The sequence below is a fragment of the Anaeromyxobacter dehalogenans 2CP-C genome, from assembly GCF_000013385.1.
Lineage (GTDB): Bacteria > Myxococcota > Myxococcia > Myxococcales > Anaeromyxobacteraceae > Anaeromyxobacter > Anaeromyxobacter dehalogenans_B.
In genome coordinates, this window is the sequence record NC_007760.1 from 513,980 (window position 1) to 531,376 (window position 17,397).

The 17,397-nt window shown below is 78.7% G+C and carries 17 protein-coding genes; 8 read left to right on the top strand and 9 right to left on the bottom strand.

Annotated features, from left to right (window positions below; translation table 11 throughout):
- Window positions 1–470: 470 nt before the first annotated feature.
- Both ADEH_RS02225 and ADEH_RS02230 read right to left on the bottom strand, forming a co-directional pair.
- The gene (locus ADEH_RS02225; RefSeq protein WP_011419492.1) at window positions 471–4,208 is read right to left on the bottom strand and encodes an AAA family ATPase; all 3,738 of its coding nucleotides are present in this window, start codon (window positions 4,206–4,208) and stop codon (window positions 471–473) included.
- A complete protein-coding gene (locus ADEH_RS02230) occupies window positions 4,205–5,467 on the bottom strand; it encodes an exonuclease SbcCD subunit D C-terminal domain-containing protein (RefSeq protein WP_041453274.1) in 1,263 nt (420 codons plus the stop codon). Before ADEH_RS02230 ends, ADEH_RS02225 begins: the two co-directional genes overlap by 4 nt.
- Before the next feature lie 228 nt (window positions 5,468–5,695).
- Here ADEH_RS02230 and ADEH_RS02235 point away from each other — a divergent pair, with 228 nt between their 5' ends.
- Window positions 5,696–5,971: a hypothetical protein gene (locus ADEH_RS02235; RefSeq protein WP_011419494.1), complete on the top strand. Its 276-nt coding sequence runs from the start codon at window positions 5,696–5,698 to the stop codon at window positions 5,969–5,971.
- A 36-nt stretch (window positions 5,972–6,007) separates the two neighbouring features.
- Here ADEH_RS02235 and ADEH_RS02240 read toward each other — a convergent pair whose 3' ends face one another.
- Window positions 6,008–6,358 carry a rhodanese-like domain-containing protein gene (locus ADEH_RS02240; protein ID WP_011419495.1) on the bottom strand — a complete coding sequence of 117 codons (351 nt, stop codon included), beginning with the start codon at window positions 6,356–6,358 and terminating at the stop codon, window positions 6,008–6,010.
- Between ADEH_RS02240 and chrA the strand changes: the two genes are divergently transcribed.
- The 6 genes from chrA (at window position 6,357) to ADEH_RS02270 (ending at window position 11,442) form a co-directional block, all read left to right on the top strand.
- Complete coding sequence (gene chrA, locus ADEH_RS02245; protein WP_232287409.1) at window positions 6,357–7,751, top strand: chromate efflux transporter; 1,395 nt, start codon at window positions 6,357–6,359, stop codon at window positions 7,749–7,751. The two genes, ADEH_RS02240 and chrA, sit on opposite strands and share 2 nt — an antisense overlap.
- A gap of 80 nt (window positions 7,752–7,831) precedes the next feature.
- Entirely contained in the window at window positions 7,832–8,344 is a 513-nt protein-coding gene (locus ADEH_RS02250) for a nitrous oxide reductase accessory protein NosL (RefSeq protein WP_011419497.1), read from the top strand.
- A complete protein-coding gene (locus ADEH_RS02255) occupies window positions 8,341–8,625 on the top strand; it encodes a hypothetical protein (protein WP_011419498.1) in 285 nt (94 codons plus the stop codon). The genes ADEH_RS02250 and ADEH_RS02255 overlap by 4 nt, the downstream gene beginning before the upstream one ends.
- The gene (locus ADEH_RS02260; RefSeq protein WP_011419499.1) at window positions 8,622–9,770 is read left to right on the top strand and encodes an ABC transporter permease; all 1,149 of its coding nucleotides are present in this window, start codon (window positions 8,622–8,624) and stop codon (window positions 9,768–9,770) included. The genes ADEH_RS02255 and ADEH_RS02260 overlap by 4 nt, the downstream gene beginning before the upstream one ends.
- A complete protein-coding gene (locus tag ADEH_RS02265) occupies window positions 9,767–10,453 on the top strand; it encodes an ABC transporter ATP-binding protein (RefSeq protein WP_011419500.1) in 687 nt (228 codons plus the stop codon). Before ADEH_RS02260 ends, ADEH_RS02265 begins: the two co-directional genes overlap by 4 nt.
- Window positions 10,450–11,442: a hypothetical protein gene (locus ADEH_RS02270; protein ID WP_011419501.1), complete on the top strand. Its 993-nt coding sequence runs from the start codon at window positions 10,450–10,452 to the stop codon at window positions 11,440–11,442. Before ADEH_RS02265 ends, ADEH_RS02270 begins: the two co-directional genes overlap by 4 nt.
- A gap of 912 nt (window positions 11,443–12,354) precedes the next feature.
- Here ADEH_RS02270 and ADEH_RS02280 read toward each other — a convergent pair.
- A complete protein-coding gene (locus tag ADEH_RS02280; protein WP_011419502.1) occupies window positions 12,355–12,885 on the bottom strand; it encodes an OsmC family protein in 531 nt (176 codons plus the stop codon).
- 113 nt (window positions 12,886–12,998) lie between these two features.
- Between ADEH_RS02280 and dmeF the strand changes: the two genes are divergently transcribed.
- Window positions 12,999–14,039, top strand: a complete 1,041-nt coding sequence (gene dmeF / locus ADEH_RS02285; protein WP_041453276.1) for a CDF family Co(II)/Ni(II) efflux transporter DmeF — start codon at window positions 12,999–13,001, stop codon at window positions 14,037–14,039.
- 19 nt (window positions 14,040–14,058) lie between these two features.
- Here dmeF and ADEH_RS02290 read toward each other — a convergent pair whose 3' ends face one another.
- From ADEH_RS02290 to ADEH_RS02310, 5 genes are all read right to left on the bottom strand, one after another.
- Window positions 14,059–14,598 (bottom strand): hemerythrin domain-containing protein, encoded by a 540-nt coding sequence (locus ADEH_RS02290; RefSeq protein ID WP_011419504.1) that lies wholly within the window; start codon window positions 14,596–14,598, stop codon window positions 14,059–14,061.
- Window positions 14,595–15,074 (bottom strand): hypothetical protein, encoded by a 480-nt coding sequence (locus ADEH_RS02295; protein WP_011419505.1) that lies wholly within the window; start codon window positions 15,072–15,074, stop codon window positions 14,595–14,597. Before ADEH_RS02295 ends, ADEH_RS02290 begins: the two co-directional genes overlap by 4 nt.
- A 64-nt stretch (window positions 15,075–15,138) precedes the next feature.
- Window positions 15,139–15,849, bottom strand: coding sequence for a DUF6448 family protein (locus tag ADEH_RS02300; RefSeq protein WP_011419506.1), 711 nt, complete (start codon window positions 15,847–15,849; stop codon window positions 15,139–15,141).
- A gap of 5 nt (window positions 15,850–15,854) precedes the next feature.
- A complete protein-coding gene (locus ADEH_RS02305) occupies window positions 15,855–16,526 on the bottom strand; it encodes a TetR/AcrR family transcriptional regulator (protein ID WP_011419507.1) in 672 nt (223 codons plus the stop codon).
- Window positions 16,527–16,625: 99 nt separating this feature from the next.
- A complete protein-coding gene (locus ADEH_RS02310) occupies window positions 16,626–17,333 on the bottom strand; it encodes a hypothetical protein (RefSeq protein WP_011419508.1) in 708 nt (235 codons plus the stop codon).
- Between the last annotated feature and the right edge of the window lie 64 nt (window positions 17,334–17,397).

Consider the following 17,397-nt stretch of genomic DNA (forward strand, 5'->3'; position numbering starts at 1 on the left):
CCGACCCGGGCCCGGTGTCTGGCAGAGGACGATTCGTGAGGATGCGCGCGGTCCCGAGCGGGAGGCGACCCGATGCGTACGCAGCCAGCAGCCGGAACGACGTGGTTGCGAGCGACGCGCCAGCGGTGGAAGGTGGCGGTGTTCCTCGTCACCATGGGTGTGGGATGCGCGGCGTTCTCGGCTGCGATGCATCGAGCGCCGGCTGGCGCGAGCGACGACGGGCCCGTGTAGTGGCCGCTCGTCGGCGCGGTGCTCGTGCTGGCCGCCCTCGCGTGGTTGGCGCTGGCGCTGCGATGCCGGCGATGCGGAGCGAAGGTCGCCTGGAACCTCATCCGGCGATCACGCGCCGATGAGTGGTTCGTGCGAATCGTGACGCTGGAGTCCTGTCCGTCGTGCGGGGCCGGTGGAGGACGTCCCGGAGAGGATTCCGCTCCGGGCGCTCGCCGCCCGTAGAAGCGCCGCCCGTCTCCTCACCGCTCCGGCACCACCAGGCGGCTGCGGCCGGCGGACACGCGCTCGACCGTCACCTGCACGCCGATGCGCTCGTGCAGCTCGGGGACGTGGGAGATGACGCCCACGGTGCGGCCGGTCTGGCGCAGCCCCTCGAGCGCGGCCATGGCGTGCTCGAGCGTGTCGCGGTCGAGCGTGCCGAAGCCCTCGTCGATGAACAGCGTCCGCGCGTGCGCCGCGCGCGTGGAGAGCGAGGCGAGGCCGAGCGCGAGCGCGAGCGACACCAGGAACAGCTCGCCGCCGGAGAGGCCGTTCACGGTGCGCACCTCGTCGCCGAGGTCGTGATCCACCACCTGGATCTCGAGGTCGGCGCCGGGGACGCGCATCAGCTCGTAGCGCCGGGCGAGGTCGCGCAGGTGGACGTTCGCGGCCTCGAGCAGGCCGTCGAGCGCGAGCCCCTGCGCGTACCGGCGGAAGCGGCTGCCGTCGGCCGAGCCGATCACCTTGGCGAGCCGCTCCCAGCGGTCCGCCGCGGCGCGCGCGGCCTCGAGCGCGCCGGACACCTCGGCGTGCCGGGCGCGGGCGTCCTCGTCGCGCCGAAGCTCGAGCGTCACCTGCGAGTGCTCGTCGCCGAGCCGGGCCGCCTCCCGCTCCGCCTCCGCGTGGCGGGCGCGGGCACGCTCCGCGTCGCCGGCGGGGCGGCCGGCGGCGTGCGCCTCCACCTGCCGGCGGCGCTCGTCGCGCACCGCGGCGGCGGCCTGCGCCCCCCCCGCGCGGGCCTCGAGGTCGGCGCGCGCCCGCGCGGCCCAGGCGTGGCCGCGGGCGAGCCGGGCCTCCAGCGCGGACCGGCCGACGCCGAGCGCCGCGAGGGCGGCGGCGAGCGCCTCGCCGGCGCGGGCGGCCTCGGCCGCGGCGCCGTCGCGCGCGTCGGCGGCGGCCCGGGCGGCCTCCGCGGCGGCGGCGTGCGCGCGGTCGGCGTCCGCGCGCGCGGCGCGGGCCCGCTCGTGCGCGGCGCGGGCGCGGTCGAGCGCCTCGCGCAGCGCGCCCTCCACCTCGTCCGCCGGCTTCCCGGCGAGCACGCCGCGGCGCTCGGCCTCGGCCCGCTCGCGCGCGGCGCGGGCGCCGGCGGCGGCCTCCTCGGCGCGGGCGGCCCGGCCGGCCCGCTCGGCGGCGAGCGCCGCGGCCTTCTCCGCGCCGGCGGCGCGCGCGGCGACGTCCGCCGCGGCCGCGTCGCGCGCCCGGACCTGCGCGGCGTGCGCCTCGGCGCGCGCGGCGCAGCCGGCCCGGAACGCCTCGGGTCCTCGGCGCGCCGCCTCCGGCCAGTCCGGCAGGAACCCGAGCGCGGGGGCGAGCTCGGCCTCGATCCGCCCGAGCGCGGCCGCGTGGCGCGCGGCCGCGGCCTCGTGCGCCGTCACCGCGGCGGCGGCGTCGTCCCGGGCCTTCTCGAGCGCGCGCTGCCGCGCCCGCGCGGCCTCGTGCGCCTCGCGGGCCGCGTCCACCTCCGCGCGCGCGGCGCGCTCCGCCTCGGCGGCGCCGCGCGCCGCCTCCAGCGCGGCCTTCGCGGCCTCGAGCGCGGCCTTCGCGTCGCGCCCGCGGGCCTCGACGGCGGCGGCGGCCTCCTCGGCGCGCCCCGGCAGCTCGACGCCGCCGGCCGCCGGCGCCGCCAGCCGGGCGCGGAGCGCGTCGTACTCGGCCGCGTGGTGCGCGCGATCGACCTCGGCCTGCGCCTCGGCCCGCCGCTCCGCCTCGACGCGCGCCGCGAGCTCCGAGGCGCGCGCCGCGACCGCCTCGCGCTCGCGGGTGGCCGCGCGCACCGCCTCCTCCGCCTCGGCCGCGGCCGCGCGCTGCGCCTCGAGCAGCGCCGGGAGCGGCGCGCCGTGCGCGTACGGGTGCTCGGCGGCGCCGCAGAGCGGGCAGGGCTCGCCGTCCACGAGGTCGGCGCGCCGGTCGGCGAGGCCGAGCGTCAGCTCCACCCGCCGCAGCGCCGCGCGGGCCTGCGCGGCCCCGGCCTCGGCCGCCTGCACCGCCGCCTCGGCCGCCGCGTGCGTGCGCTGCGCCGCCACCTGCTCCGCGCCGGCAGCGGCCGCCTCCGTTCGCGCCTGCTCGCGGCGGGCCGCCGCCACGGCCGCGGCCTGGGCCGCCTTGCACGCCTCGCCGAGGAGCGCGCGCAGGTCGCCGAGCCGGGCCACCTCGGCGGTGAGCGCCGCCGCGTCGGCGCCGGCGGCCGTCCGGGCGGCGTCCGCGAGCGCCGCGCCGGCCGCTTCGAGCCGCCGCGCCGCCGCCTCCGCGCCGCGGGCCTCCGCGGCGAGCGCGCGCGCCGCCTCCGCTTCGGCCTCGCGCGCGCCGCGCAGCCCGGCGTCGGCCTGCGCGGCGCCGGCGCACTCCGCCGCGTGCTCCGCGAGCCGCGCCGCCCACCGGTTCCACTCCGCCGCGAGCGGCGCCTCGGCCGCGTGCGCCGCGAGCCACGCCTCGGCCGCGTCGCGCGCCGTCGCCGCCGCCTCGCGGGCGCGCGCCGCCGCGTCCGCCCCGGCCGCCGCCTGCGCCTGCTCCGCGCGCGCGGTCGCGAGCGCCGCGCCCGCGTCCGCCTCCGCCCGGCGCGCGGCCGCGAGCGCCTCGTCCCGCCGGCGCGCCTCGGCCAGCTCCGGCCGCGCCCGCGCCTCCGCCCCGGCCGCCGCGTCGAGCGCCGCGCGCGCGTCCGCCTCGCCGCGCGCCGCCGCGGCGGCGTCCACCTCCGCACGCCCGAGCGCGCCCTGCGCCGCCGCCGCCCGCGCGTCCGCGCCCGCCCGCGCCTGCTCGGCGCGGACCGCCTCGGCGAGCGCCGCCCGGTGCGGCTCGGCCGCCTCGACCTCGTCCAGCTCGGCCCGCAGCGCCGCGCCGTCCTCCACCGCCCGCGCCGCACGGGCGCGCTCCGCCTCCGAGCGCTCCAGCCCGGCGCGCAGCTCCGCGTCCTGCGCGTGCCAGCGGACCTCCGCCTCGGCCGCGCGCACGGCCGCCCTCGCCTCGTCGAGCGCCCGCGCCAGCTCCGCCTGCCGCGCCTGGAGCGCCGCGCGCGCCTCCGCGTCGAGCACCTGCACGCCGCCCAGCTCGGCCTCGAGCGCCGCGCGCGCGGCCAGCTCGCGCCCGAGCCGCTGGTGCGCGGCCTGCGACAGCCGGCCGTAGACGGCCGTGCCGGTGACGCGCTCGAGGATGGCCGCGCGCACGTCCGCGTCGGCGCGCAGGAAGTTCGTGAACTCGAACTGCGGCAGGACCACCGCGCGCTTCAGCTCGTCGAAGGTGAAGCCGATGGCGGCCTCGTTGCGCGCCACGGCCTGCGTGACCTTCTCGGCCAGCACCTCGCCGGTGTCGAGGTCCTCGACCGTCATGGCCTGGGCCTGGAACGCGCCCTCGACCCGGTCGCGCGCGCGGCGCACGCGCCAGCGCGCCAGGTACCGGCGCCCGTCCATGCCCTGGTACTCGACCTCGGCCGAGGCCCCGGCCGTGCCGCGCGACACGAGCGCGCGGACGTCGTTCATGTCGAGGGTCTCGCCCTCCTCCGACCAGCCCACCATCACGCGCTTGCCGGCGGCGCGGTCGCGCAGGCGCGGGGTCTTGCCGTAGAGCGCCAGGCAGAGCGCGTCGAGCAGGGTGGACTTCCCCGAGCCGGTGGGGCCGGCGATCGAGAAGATGCCCGCGCCGGCGATGGGCGCGCGGTCGAGCCGCAGCTCGAACTTGCCGTACAGGCTGGCGAGGTTCTCGCCGCGGATGGCCAGGATCCTCACCGCGCCCCCTCCTCCGACTCCACCTCCTGCAGCAGCGCGCGGAAGGCCTCCAGCAGCGCGTCCGGCGGCGGGCCGCCGTAGTCGGCGTCGTACTTCCGCCGGAAGACGTCCTCCGGCACGAGGTCGCCGAGCGCGCGCCGCTCGCCGTCGCCCAGCGCGCGGCCGGTGCCGGCGAGCGTGGTGGCGATGCGCACGAGGCGCGCCTCCTTGCCCGCGAGCGCCTGGTCGAGCAGCGCGCGCAGCGCCGGCTCGGGCCGCTCCAGCCGCACCTTCACCTCGAGCAGCGGCCGCAGCGCGTCCGGCCCCTCGCCGCGCGCCGGCAGCGCCTCGAGCGCCGCGAGCACCTCCGGGAGCGGCGCCGGCGCCTCCCCGTCCGGCACCGAGACGAGCTCCACGAAGCGCGGGACGCGCAGCACCCGCTGCGCGCGCACCGCCTCGCCGTCCAGGTCGGCCACCACCACGCCGTGGCGGTAGCCGCGCTCGCCGAACGAGAGCGGCAGCGCCGAGCCCGAGTAGCGCACCGTCTCGCGCCCGCCCACCGCCTGCGCGAGGTGCAGGTGGCCGAGCGCGACGTAGGCGAGGTCGGCGGGGAACGCATCGGCGGGCACCGCGGCCTGGTTGCCCACCGCGAGCCGCCGCTCGGACAGCTCCGAGGTCTTCCCGCCCACCGCATAGAGGTGGCCGGTGGCGAGGAGCGCCTCGCCCGGCGCGCGCCTCGCCCGCGCCCGCTCCAGCGCCGCGGCGTAGAACCGGCGCGTCGCCTCGGCCGCGTCGGCGTCGGCGGCGCCCGCGCCCAGGTCGGCGGCGCGCAGGTACGGCACCGCCGCCACCCAGGCCGCCCGCCGGCCCGCCGCGTCTTCCAGCGGCACGAGCAGCTTCTCCAGATCGGGCGCGCCCGCGCCGCCGCGCGGCACCCCGCCCACCACGTGCAGGCGGCCCATCTCGCGCAGGAGCGGATCCACCGCGTCGAGGCGCGAGGCGGAGTCGTGGTTCCCGCCCACCACCACGAGCTGCAGGCGCGGCAGGCGACGCCAGGCCTCGGCCAGGAACCGGTACCAGAGCGCCTGGGCGCCGGCGGGCGGGTTGGCGGCGTCGAACACGTCGCCGGCCACGATCACCGCGTCCACCGCCTCGGCCTCGGCGGTGTCGAGCAGCCACGCCACGAAGCGCTCGTGCTCGGGGCCGCGGTCCACGCCGTGGAGCGCGTGGCCGAGGTGCCAGTCGGCGGTGTGGAGGATGCGGAGGGCCACGGACGCCATGGAGGATACGCGCCGGTCGGACATGCGCCGGCCCGGCGACCGCCGGCCGGGCCTGACGCGAAAGACCGTGTCGGCCGAGGTGCGCGAAGTGCGCCTTCCGCACGGCTCGTGCGGATCCGGGCGCGGTTCCGCACCGGACGTGTGCACCGGACGGAGCGGGGCCCGCGCGGACGTCACGCGCGCCCGGGCGCGGCGTTCCGTACTGGGTCGAGGGGGAGGAGGCAAGGCATGGGTGCACGAGCGCGGACGAGGTCCGAGCGCCTGCGGCGGCGGCTGCAGGCGGAGCGGGTGCACCTCGTGATCGATTACGTGACGCTGGCCGACGGGTCCTGGGCCGCGCTCTGCGGCATGCCCGAGGCGATGGCGGTGGGGGCGACCTACGCCGAGGCGCGCGAGCGGCTCTGCGCGGTGCTCGGCGAGCAGATGGGCCGCGCCGCGCTCGAGGCGGCGACGGTGGTGGAGGACGTGCCCTTCGGCGCCGAGGAGCTGGGGATGGCATACTGAACGGCGTGCGCCACCCTGCGTGAATGGGCGAACGGCCTAGCCCTTCACCTCGGGCAGGCGCGCGCCGCGCCAGGCGAGCATCCCGCCCGCGAGCTGCGCGGCCTCGAAGCCGCCGCGCTCCAGCAGGCGCACCGCGGGCACGCTGCGGTGCCCCGACAGGCAGACCGCCACCACCGGGCGGGCAGGGTCGAGCTTCAGCGTCGCCAGGCGCCCGCGCAGCTCCCCGATCGGCACGTTCACCGCCCCGCGGATGCGTCCCTGCGAGAACTCGGCGGGGGTGCGGACGTCCACGAGCTGCGGCGCCGGGCGCCCGCGCAGCCGATCGTTCAGCTCGACGGCCGAGAGCTCGGGTACGCTGCCGAAGGGGAACCACCAGGGGAGCTTCATGGCGCGTGAGAGCCGCGGGCCGCCGCAGGGGTTCGGGCCGCGCGGCGGCGCGGACCTGCGGGGCGCCGGGAATCCCGCCGGCCAGGGCGGCGTTGGCCCGGGCGTGGACGCGCGCGCGACCCCCCCGCCCGGCGCGACGCCGGTGCCGCTCTCCCGGCGCCCGCGCCCGACGCTCCCCGCGCTCGCGCGCGCCTCGGCCTGGCTCGGCCTGACCGGCTTCGGCGGCGGCCTCTCGGTGCTCGGGACCATGCACGACCTGCTGGTCGAGCGCCGGCGCTGGCTCACCGAGCGCGAGTTCACCGTCACCGCCACCGTCTCGCAGATGCTGCCGGGCGGCGCGGCCGCGAACGCGCTCGCGTACACCGGCCTGCGCTTCCACGGGCCCGCCGGCGCGATCGCGGCGTACGCCGCGTTCATCGCGCCGGGCGCGATCGTGGTCACCCTGCTCGCGGCGCTCTACGTGCGGCTCGGCGTGACGCCCACCGCGGCGCCGCTCCTCGCCGGCCTGAACGCCGCGGTCGTCGGCATCGTGGCCTCGATCACCTTGCAGATGCTCCGGGCCGGGGTCCAGCGCGCCTGGCAGATGGGCGTGGCGGCGGCGACGCTCCTGTTCTCGCTCGGCGCGGCCGCGTCGGCGGGCGAGATGGCGGCGCTCGGGATCGGCGCCGGGCTGGTGCTCGACCTCGGCGTGAAGCGGATGCGGCTCCTGCGGTTCCAGCGGCGGGCGCGCCGGCCGTCGCCGCCGGTGGCGCTGCCGGACGAGGGGACGCCCCTGCCGCCGCCGGTGCGCGAGGGCGAGGACGAGGCGCCGGCCGATCCCGCCGGGCCGCCGCGGCTGCCCGCGCTCGCGCTCCTCTCCGCGCCGGCGCTCGGCGCGCTCGGCGCCATGGCGCTCCTGTTCCTGCGCGCCGGCCTGGGCGCCTACGGCGGCGGCTTCGCCATCATCCCGCACCTCCAGGCCTCGGTGCTCGCCGAGCACTGGATCGGCCCGCGGCAGTTCGCCGACGCGGTCGCGATCGGCAAGCTCACGCCCGGCCCGGTGCTGCTGATGGCGACGTTCATCGGCTACCTGGTCCACGGGATCGCCGGCGCGGCGGTCGCCACCGCGGCGGTGTTCGCCGGCCCGCTCGCGCTCGTGCTGGCCGTGGGCGCGTGGCTGGCGCGCGTGCGGTCGCGGCGGCCGGTGCGGGCGGCGCTCCGCGGGCTCACGCCGGCGGTGGTGGGGCTCATGGCGGCGGCGGCGCTGGCGCTCGGGCGCTCGCTGGAGGGGCGCGTCGAGCTCGCCATCGCGGCCGCGTCGCTGCTCACGCTGGCGCGGTTCCGGGTGAACCCGGTGCTGGTCATGGCGCTCGGCGGCGGGATCCGGCTGGCGCTGTCACTCGCGGGGCTGTAGCCGCCACGCGCGACCACGTGCCGCGCACCCGGCCCGGGGGCCGGGGCCTACCATCGTCGGACCACCGACGGAGCCCTGCGATGTCCCCCCTGCGACCCCTCGTCCTGATCGCCACGTTCGCCAGCCTTGCCACCCTGGCCGCACCCGCCGCCGCCGGCCCGGGCGCGCCCGCCGCCCCGGCCGCCGCGGCCGCGCCGGCGCCCGGCCCGAAGGACCGCTGCGCCGTCTGCGGCATGCTGGTGGCGAAGTTCCCGCAGTGGGTCACGTCGATCCGCTACCGCGACGGCGAGGTGGCGTTCTTCGACGGCGTGAAGGACCTGCTCGCGTACTGGCACGACCTGCCGCGGCACGCGCCCGGCCGCGCGCAGGGCGACGTCGCCGCGATCTTCGTGACCGACTACTACTCGGCCCGCCCCATCGACGGCCGGGGCGCGTTCTACGTGATCGGCGGCGACGTGCGCGGGCCCATGGGCGCCGAGCTCGTCGCGTTCGCGCGCGAGGGCGACGCGAAGGCGTTCCTGGCCGAGCACCGCGGCGAGCGGATCCTGCGCTTCGACGACGCCACGCCCGCGGTGCTGGAGGCGCTGCGGTGAGCCTCCGGCGCTCCGACCGGTTCCTGGCGGCGCTCGCCGTCGCGGCCGCGCTCGGGGCGGCGGCGCTCGCCGACGCGCGCGCGCGGCGGTCCGCGGCCCGGCCGGCGGCGGAGGAGCAGGCGCGCCTCGTGGCGCGGCTCGGGCTGACCGACCCGTGCCTGTTCAACGACGCGCGCTACACGCGCCACCTCTCCCAGGCCGATCGCTTCGCGCCGTTCCAGGACCACCCGCGCGCGCTCGAGCACTTCCCGTCGGGCTCGCTCACCGCGGGGGCGCGGTGACGCTGCGAGGCGCGCTGGAGCGGCAGCGCTCGCTCCTCGACTTCGCGCTCGGCGCGCTCGGCCGCCGGCGCGGGAAGACCGCGGCGCTCGTGGCCGTGCACGCGCTGCTGGTGTTCGCGCTCGCCTCGGTGCTGCTGTTCACCGGCGGCCTGCGCGAGCAGGTGCGCGCCGCGCTCCGCGGGGCGCCGGACGTGGTGGTGCAGCGCATGGCCGCGGGGCGGCACGAGCAGGTGCCGGCCGGCTGGGTGGAGACGCTCGGCACGCTGCGCGGCGTCTCCGGCGCGCGCGGCCGGCTGTGGGGCTACTACTTCGAGCCGGTGAGCGGCGCGAACCTCACCGTGATGGTGCCCGACGGCGGGTGGGCGAGCCCGGGCGGCGCGGTGGCCGGGCCGGGCGTGGCGCGGGTGCTCGGGCTGAAGCAGGGCGACCGCCTCCCGCTGCGCACCTACGACGGCGAGGCGCTCGACCTCGGCGTCGCGGCGATCGCGTCGCCTGCGGTCGAGCTGGTCGCGTCGGATCTGCTGCTCGTCTCCGAGAGCGACTACCGCGCGCTGTTCGGCGCCGAGCCGGGGCGGTTCACCGACGTGGCGGTGGCGGTCCCGAACCCGGACGAGGTGACGAGGCTGGCCGAGAAGATCGTCCGCATGTTCCCGGACGCGCGGGTGGTGACGCGCGCCGAGATGATCCGCACCTACGACGCCGTGCTCGACTGGCGGAGCGGGCTCGCCGCCGCGGTGCTCGCCGGCGCGGTGCTGGCGTTCGCGATCCTGGCGTGGGACCGGGCCAGCGGGCTCTCCGCGGAGGAGCGGCACGAGCTGGGCATCCTGAAGGCGCTCGGCTGGGACACCCGCGACGTGCTCGCGGCGAAGGCGTGGGAGGGGGCGGCGGTGTCGGTGTCCGCGTTCGCGATCGGGGCGCTGGCCGCCTACGCGCACGTGTTCCTGGGCGGCGCGGTGCTCCTCCGCCCGATCCTGGAGGGCTGGGCGGCGCTCTACCCGGACCTGCGCCCGGCGCCGCCCGTCCAGCCGCTGGCGCTCGCGACGCTGCTCTTCCTCACGGTGATCCCCTACGTCGCGGCGACGGTGGTCCCCTGCTGGCGGGCCGCCACGGTGGACCCCGACGCGCTCATGCGGGGCGACGCGTGATCCAGCTCCGCGAGGTCACCAAGGTGTTCGACGAGGGGCGGCCCGGCGCGCTCGCCGCGGTGGACCGGGTCACGCTGGAGGTGGCCGGCGGGGCGGTGACGGTGCTGGTGGGGCCGAGCGGCTCCGGGAAGACCACGCTGCTCACGCTGCTCGGCGCCATGGCCCGGCCCACCGAGGGACGCATCTTCCTCGACGGCCGCGAGCTCACCAGCCTGCCCGAGCGCTTCCTGGCGGCGCTGCGGCGGCGGACCTTCGGCTTCGTGTTCCAGCAGTTCCACCTCGTGCCCGCGCTCTCCGCGCTCGAGAACGTGATGCTGCCCGCCTTGCCCTCCGGCGAGCCGCGCCGCGACGTCGAGGCGCGGGCGCGGGCGGCGCTGGCGCGGCTCGGGGTGGAGGGCCGCGCCGGGGTCCGCGCCGGCCGGCTCTCCGGCGGCGAGGCGCAGCGGGTGGCGCTGGCGCGCGCGCTGGTGGACGATCCGAAGGTGATCGTCGCCGACGAGCCCACCGCGCACCTCGACAGCGCCCGGGCCCGCGCGCTCATGGAGATCGTGCGGGGGCTGAAGGCCGAGGGCAAGACCGTGGTGGTCGCCAGCCACGATCCCCTCGTGTACGCCGCGGACTGCGTGGACCGCGTGGTGCGCATGCGCGACGGCCGGATCGTGGCGCCCGGGGCCGAGCCGTGATCCTGAGCCCGCCGGTGCTGGCGCTGCAGGCGGGGGCGGCGGCGTCGAGCGGCTTCCTCCTCTATGCGCTCCGCTGGGCGGCGCCGGTGGTGCGCCGCTGGGATCCCTCGAGCGGGAGCCGCGCGCAGCTCCGCCTGGAGCGGCGGGCGCTGCTGGTGGGCGTGCTGGTGCGGACCGCGCTCGCGGTGCAGCTCGCGTCGCTGGCGCTGTTCGTCCACGCGTCCGACGCGCTCGCGCCCATGTTCACCGGCGCCATGTGCGCGGCGGGCACGCTCTCGGCGAGCCCGTACGGCTGGCCGGCGCTCGCGGTCCAGCTCGCGGCGACCGTGCTCGCCGGGGCCTGGCTCGCGCTCGACCGCGCCGACGGGCTCGCGCCCGACCAGCCGCTGGTGCGCGTGAAGCACGCGCTGCTCCCGGCGGTGGCCATCCCGGTCGTGGCCGGCGCGGCGCTGCAGGCCGCCCACTTCCTCGCGCTCCGGCCCGAGATCATCACCTCCTGCTGCGGGAGCCTGTTCGGGCGCGAGGGGCGCGGCGGGTGGGCGGGGCTGGCCTGGCTGCCCCCGCGCGCGGCCGGCGCGCTCCTGTACGCGGTCCCGGGCGCGGCCGCGGTGGCCGCGCTCGTCCTGCGCCGGACCGGGCGCGGCGCGTGGGCGGTGGCCGGCCTGTCGGCCCTGGCCGGGCCCGCGGCCGCCGCCGGGGTGATCGCCTGGGTGTCACCCTACGTGTACGAGGCGCCCGGGCACCGCTGCCCGTTCTGCCTGCTGCAGCCGGAGCAGGGCTGGGTGGGCTATCCGCTCCACGCGGCCCTCCTGGCCGGCTGCGTGGCCGGCGTGGCCGTGGGCGTGCTCCAGCCGTTCCGCCGCGTCCCGTCGCTGGCCGGCCCGCTCCCCGCGCTCCAGCGCCGCCTCGCGGGCGCCGCCGCGCTGGCCTGGATCGCGCTGCTCGCCGGCGCCGCCGCGCTGGTGGCCGCCTCCGGCCTCCGCGCCTGACCCGCCGGCCCGCCGCACCGCGCGCCCCACCGCCGCCGTCGCGCGCGGGCCGGTCATCGTCCGGTCCCGCAGGAGCGCGCGCGCGAGCGCCGCCACCGCGGTGCGCACCACCGGATCGTCGAGGACCCGCTCGACGCGGCGGCGCATGCGGCGCAGGTAGGCGCGCTGCGCGGCGGCGCCCCGGTGCAGGCGCGCGGTGAACCGGAGCGCGATGCGCGCGTCGTCCTCGGAGCCGGGGGCGAACGGCGCGAACGGGCGGCCGGTGCGCGCGTCCCCCGCCGCGAACCCGCGGCCCAGCGCGGCGGCGTCCTGCGCCACGCTCCCCGCGAGCGCCACCGCCACCGCGGCGCGCACGGTCCGGCCGACCGCCCGGCGGGAGCGCTGCGCGCGGGTGCGGTAGCGGTACTCGCACGAGCCGCCCACGTCGCCGCGGCGGGCGATGGTGACGCGGCGGAGCTCGAAGCCCTCGAGCAGCGCCACCACCGCGTGCCCGGCCTCGTGCCACGCGCGCAGCTCGAGCGCGCCGGGCGGCGCGGGGCGGAGGTGGAGGGGGGACGCGGCGGTCACGGGAGCCTCGCCGCCAGGATCGCACCGCGGCGGGCCGCGGTCGCGGGGGCCGGTGGGGGCGACGGGATGGCGGAGGGTCCGGCACGTCGAAGGGCCGCCGTGCGCCGTGGCGGCCCTTCTTTGCCCGGGGGTGCTTCCCGTGCCGCGCGTGCCGTGTGCGGGCCACGTCCTGGCGCCCGGACAGGAGGAGGGACGCCTCCTCGCTATCGGCCTTCACGGTGGGCCGTCGCGGTCCGGCGCGCGGTCCCCGAGCTGCGTCCATGCTACGCCGCCCCACGGGCCCCGGCGCCGGTCGTGCGGGCTCGCCCGTTCGCCCCGGATCCGACGTCGCAGGCGTCCGCGGTCTCAGGCCGCGCGGCCGGCGGCGGGGATCGACACGAGCTCCAGCTCGCCGCGCACGTCCAGCGGCCGCTGCAGCACGTCCAGCACCGGGCACTGCGCCTCCACCTGGCGGGCGAGCGCGCGGAGCCGCTCCAGCGGCTCGGGGGACGTGAGCCGGGTCCGGAACGTCACGCGCTCGAACCCGGGCGACACCGGCGCCGCGCCCAGGAAGCCGCGCACGTCCAGCACCCCGGTCGCCACGACCTCGACGCGCTCGAGCTGGAGCCCCTGCGCCGCGGCGAGGGCGCGGTAGACGATGGCCTGGCAGCTCCCCAGCGCCGCGAGCACCGCCTCCACCGGGTTCGGCCCGGTGTCGGTGCCGCCGAGCTCGCGCGGCTCGTCGAGGGGCACCTCGAAGCCGCGCACCACCGAGCGGGTGGCGAGCCCCGCGCCCTCCGAGATCGTCGTCGCGCGGAACGTCGCGCGCGCCCTGTGCGGCTCCGCGGTCACCGCCGCCGCGAGCCCCTCGATCGCCGCCTTCACGTGCTGGGTCATGGCGCCATCCTAGATAACGGACGAAGCTCCCGTCAAGCGGATAGCGGATGAACGTCCGGTATGGTGGACGCGGCGGCGGCGGCCCGGGCGCGTGGCGCTATACTCCCGCCCCCATGCACCTCGAGGATCTCGGACCCTGGAAGCACGGACACGCGTTCGGCACGGCGGTGGAGGCGAGCGGCGAGCGGCGCACCCGCTGGGTGGTGGCGCTCACGCTCGCCATGATGGTCGGCGAGATCGCCGCCGGCATGATGTTCGGCTCGATGGCGCTGCTCGCCGACGGCTGGCACATGGGGACGCACGCGGCGGCGCTCGGCGTGGCGGCGTTCGCCTACGCCTACGCGCGGCGGCACGCCGCCGACCCGCGCTACAGCTTCGGCACCGGCAAGGTCGGCGCGCTCGGCGGGTTCGCGAGCGCGGTCGGCCTGGCGGTGGTGGCGCTGCTCGTGCTCGGCGAGAGCGCCGTCCGGCTCGCCTCGCCGGTCGCGATCCGCTTCGACCAGGCGATCGGCGTCGCGGTGCTGGGCCTGCTCGTGAACCTGTTCAGCGCGTTCCTGCTGCGCGACGAGGACCACGGCCACGCGCACGGCCACGGCGATCACGATCACGACCACGACCACGACGACCACGACCACGGCCACCACGGCCATCACGCGCACCACGACGGCGAGCACGCTCACGCGCACCCCGACCACGGCCACGCCGAGCACCGGGACCACAACCTGCGCGCCGCCTACCTGCACGTGCTCGCCGACGCGCTCACCTCGGTGCTCGCCATCGTGGCGCTGCTCGCGGGGCGGGTGCTCGGCTGGACCTGGATGGACCCGGTGATGGGGATCGTCGGCGCGCTGGTGATCGCGCGCTGGTCGGTGGGCCTGCTCCGCGACACCGGCGCGGTGCTGCTCGACGCGGAGGTGGGGGAGGGACGGCGCACCGCCATCCGCGCCGCGCTGGAGCAGGGCGAGGATCGGGTGGCGGACCTGCACCTGTGGCGCGTGGGGCCGCGCCACCTCGCCGCGATCGTCTCGGTGGTCTCGACCGCGCCGCGCGCGCCCGCCGAGTACAAGGAGCGGCTGCGCGCGTTCCCGGACGTGGTGCACCTGACGGTCGAGGTCCACGCCTGCGAGCTGCCCGGCGCGCGGGCCGCGCGCTGAGCCGCGGCCGGCCGCTCGATCACCGCGGGCCGGACCGCGCCTCGGCCTGCTTCGCCGACTGCTCCAGCGCCGCCTCGGCGGTGCGCAGCACGCGCGGCCCGTCGTTGTACGCGGCCACCTTCACCGCGGGGTACGCGGCCATCCGCGCGACGAGCTCGTCCGCGCGGGCGGCGAGCAGCCCGTCGCAGGTGGCGTAGAGGCCGTCCGGCGCCTCCTCCAGCAGGTTGTGCGGGTCGAGGATCTTGCGGATCTCGGCCACCAGCGCGTGCGTCGGCGTGGGGACGAGGAGCGAGGCGATGGCGCCGTGCTCGACGCGCAGGCGCCGCGCCAGCGGGAGCGGCTCGCCGCCCTGCGCCTCGCGCGCGGCCGGGAGCAGCACCTTCTCCTCCAGCGCGATGTGGCGCAGCAGGCCGCCGCGGAACGCGTCGTAGGGCCCGCGGTCGATGGCGGCCGGATCGGCGACCGCCCGGGCGAGGAGCCCGTGCAGGCGCAGGTGGTCGTCGGAGAGGAACCGCGAGATCGGACCTGCGTCGCGCGGACCCGCCTCTTGCGCGGTCACGGCGCCTCCTCGTCATCGTCGTCCTCGTCGGACGCCTCGCCCATGAGCTGCCGGTGCTGCGCGTCGCGGACCATCCGGTCCACCAGGGGGAAGACCGCGCCGGCCAGCTCGGGGTCGTCGCGGCCGGCGTCGCCGTCGTGCCCGGCCGCGAGCAGGGCCAGCAGGAGCCACTCCTGCTCGGTGATGGGGAGGTAGGCCTCGGGCCGGTAGCCGTCCGCCGAGGCGCGGAACGGCTCGTTGTCGCCGTGAGCCGGGCGGAGCACCACGAACCGCCCGCGCGCGAGCTCGCGGTGCGCCTCGAGGAGCCACTCCCGGCGCGCCGAGTCGCGAACCCGCGCCGCCCCCAGCCGGCCGGCGTCGGGGCGGCCGAGGGCGGCCCAGGCGGCGGCTGCGTCGGGGGCGAGCGGCTTGCCGCTGGGATGGGTCGCCGCGCCGGCGGCGTAGCGGGTGACGATCTCGGCGGCAGGGGTGGGCATGCGGATCTCCGGACATCGCGCATCCGCGAGCGCCGCAGGGCGCCGCGGATGCGCGAACTGTCGCTTAGTGCGCGTGCTTCGCGTCCGCAGCCGGCTTCACGGGGGCCTTGGCGGGCGCCCGGCCGTGCGCGGCGTGCGGGTCGGCCGCGGGCGCCGCGTGGGCGGCGTGCGGATCCGCGGCGCCGGCCTGGGCGTGCCCGGCGTGGGCACCACCCTTCGTGGCGGCGGCGTTCACGCCCTCGGCCCAGTGCACGAGCGGCACGTAGGCGGCCACCCAGCGGCGGCCGGCGTTCACGTCGTCCGCGGGCGCCTTCTCGGCGGCCAGCCGGGTCCAGTGCTTCTCCAGGCCCTGGTGCACCGCCGCCTGGAGCAGCCGCTCCACCTCGGCCGGATCGCCCTTCGCGATGGCGCGGTCCATGGCGGCGACGGCGGGGTCGAGGTCGCCGCCGGCGGGCTTGAGGCCCGTGAACGGCGCGCCCTCGCCGGCGCGGTGCACGCGGACCAGCGTCTCGAGGAACCAGGTGTCGGCGACCTCGCGGGCGTCGCCGCCGGCCTTGCGCGCGGCGCGGGCCTTCGCGAACGCGGCCTTGATCTCGGCCTCGTCGGCGGGCTGCACCCACGCCAGCACGGGGGACAGCTTGCCGGAGTCGAGCGCGGCCTTCGCGGCCACCACCACCGGGCCGTCGAGGGTGTCGCAGTGCGCGCGGGCGCCGGTCGGGAGGAGCAGCGCGGCGAGCGCGAGGGAGAGGGGGGCGAGCAGCTTCTTCGGGTTCACGGGGATCACCTTTCACCTGTCCGTCGGGTCCGGGGGGCCCGCGGAGGACGGCGCTCCGCGGCGGGCGCGCGGCCGTCGGGCCGGCGCATGAAGGTCTCGAGCGTGCGCCAGACACGCTCGACGAGCTCGGGGGGGCGGCTGGCCGCGCCGGGGGAGTGGGCCAGCGCGAGCAGCGCGCCGAGCACCAGCACCTGGGTCTCCTCGATCGCCGCCGCGGGCGAGAGCGCGCCCGCGAGGCTCGCCTCGACGAGGCAGCCGCGCACGAACGCGGTGGACCGGCGGCGGAACGCCTCGAGGCGCGCGGCCCCGGCGCCGTCGCCCACCAGGCCCACGTCGTCGGAGGCGAACACGCGCGCGATGGCCGGGTTGGCCCGGATGACCGCGACGCGCTGCCGGAAGAACGCGCCCAGCCGCGCCACGGGATCCGCCGCCTCCGGCGGGAAGCCCTCGAACAGCAGCTCCTCCATCCGGTCGATGGCGGCCGCGGCGATCGCGTCCTTGGTCGGGAAGTGGCGGAACAGCGCCGCGTCGGAGACGCCCACCTCGCGCGCGATGGCGAGCGAGGTGAAGTGGGCGGCGCCCTGGGCGGCGATCACGCGCAGGGCGGCGTCGGCGATCTCGCGGCGGCGATCCGGCGCGGGCTTGCGCGCGCTGCGTGGGGTGGAGGACCTCGGCACCCGGCGTATGTAAGTGAGTATCCACTAACACGCAAGCGAACCGGCCGCGGCCCAGGAGGGCACCCCGCACCAGGTGACGCGGGTGAGCGGGCCGCGCGCCTACAGGTGCGCGATGCGGGGCGGCTCCTCGTCGTGGTGCGCCTCGTCGCGATCGCGCAGGCGCCGCTCCCACGAGCGCGTCACCACCTCGCGCGAGCCGAGCCCCACCGCCAGCGCCAGCGCCAGCACGATCCCTCCGAACAGGATCGAGAACGAGATGGTGACGAGCGCGCCGCCCACCCCGAGGTGCTGCAGCGCCATGGCGCCGCCCAGCACCGTCACCAGCCAGCGCGCGCCGGTGGCGAGCAGCCGGGCCGAGCGGATCTGCATGTTCACCGCGCTCACCAGCACGCTCGCCTCCACCCAGCGCGACAGCGCCACCGCCGCGGCGAACAGCACGCCCGCCACGATGACGCTGGGCGCGTAGGCGAGCACGCGCTCCGCGAGCGCGCTCGTCCAGCGCGACTCGACCGAGGTCAGGCTGAGCGCGAGGCCGATCGCGAACACGAGCCAGAAGGCGAAGCGGGTGGCGTAGGTGACGAGCGACGGCAGCCGGGCGCGGTCCTCGGCGGGCGCCCACCGGCGCAGGAGCCGGTCGAGCTGGACCGCCTTCAGGATGCGGCGCACCAGGCGCGCGCAGGCCCACGCGAGCGCGAGCGAGAGCAGCGCGAAGACCAGCGTGGCGAGCAGGCCGGGCACCAGCCGCGCGGCGTTGACGGCGAGCCGCTGGAACGACTCGCGGAACGTGATCGCGACCGCTTCCCACATGGTTCGGCCTCCTCTCGGCGGGGGACGACCACCGTAGCGCCCGGAGGGCGGCCGGTCAAAGCAC

What these genes read in the sequence shown, in the direction of transcription:
- ADEH_RS02235 (WP_011419494.1), top strand. Translation starts at nt 5,696, where the DNA reads ATGGGTGCACGAGCGCGGACGAGGTCCGAGCGCCTGCGGCGGCGGCTG.
- chrA (WP_232287409.1), top strand. Translation starts at nt 6,357, where the DNA reads ATGGCGCGTGAGAGCCGCGGGCCGCCGCAGGGGTTCGGGCCGCGCGGC.
- dmeF (WP_041453276.1), top strand. Translation starts at nt 12,999, where the DNA reads ATGCACCTCGAGGATCTCGGACCCTGGAAGCACGGACACGCGTTCGGC.
- ADEH_RS02240 (WP_011419495.1), bottom strand. Translation starts at nt 6,358, where the DNA reads ATGAAGCTCCCCTGGTGGTTCCCCTTCGGCAGCGTACCCGAGCTCTCG.
- ADEH_RS02295 (WP_011419505.1), bottom strand. Translation starts at nt 15,074, where the DNA reads ATGCCCACCCCTGCCGCCGAGATCGTCACCCGCTACGCCGCCGGCGCG.
- ADEH_RS02230 (WP_041453274.1), bottom strand. Translation starts at nt 5,467, where the DNA reads ATGGCGTCCGTGGCCCTCCGCATCCTCCACACCGCCGACTGGCACCTC.
- ADEH_RS02250 (WP_011419497.1), top strand. Translation starts at nt 7,832, where the DNA reads ATGTCCCCCCTGCGACCCCTCGTCCTGATCGCCACGTTCGCCAGCCTT.
- ADEH_RS02280 (WP_011419502.1), bottom strand. Translation starts at nt 12,885, where the DNA reads ATGACCCAGCACGTGAAGGCGGCGATCGAGGGGCTCGCGGCGGCGGTG.
- ADEH_RS02310 (WP_011419508.1), bottom strand. Translation starts at nt 17,333, where the DNA reads ATGTGGGAAGCGGTCGCGATCACGTTCCGCGAGTCGTTCCAGCGGCTC.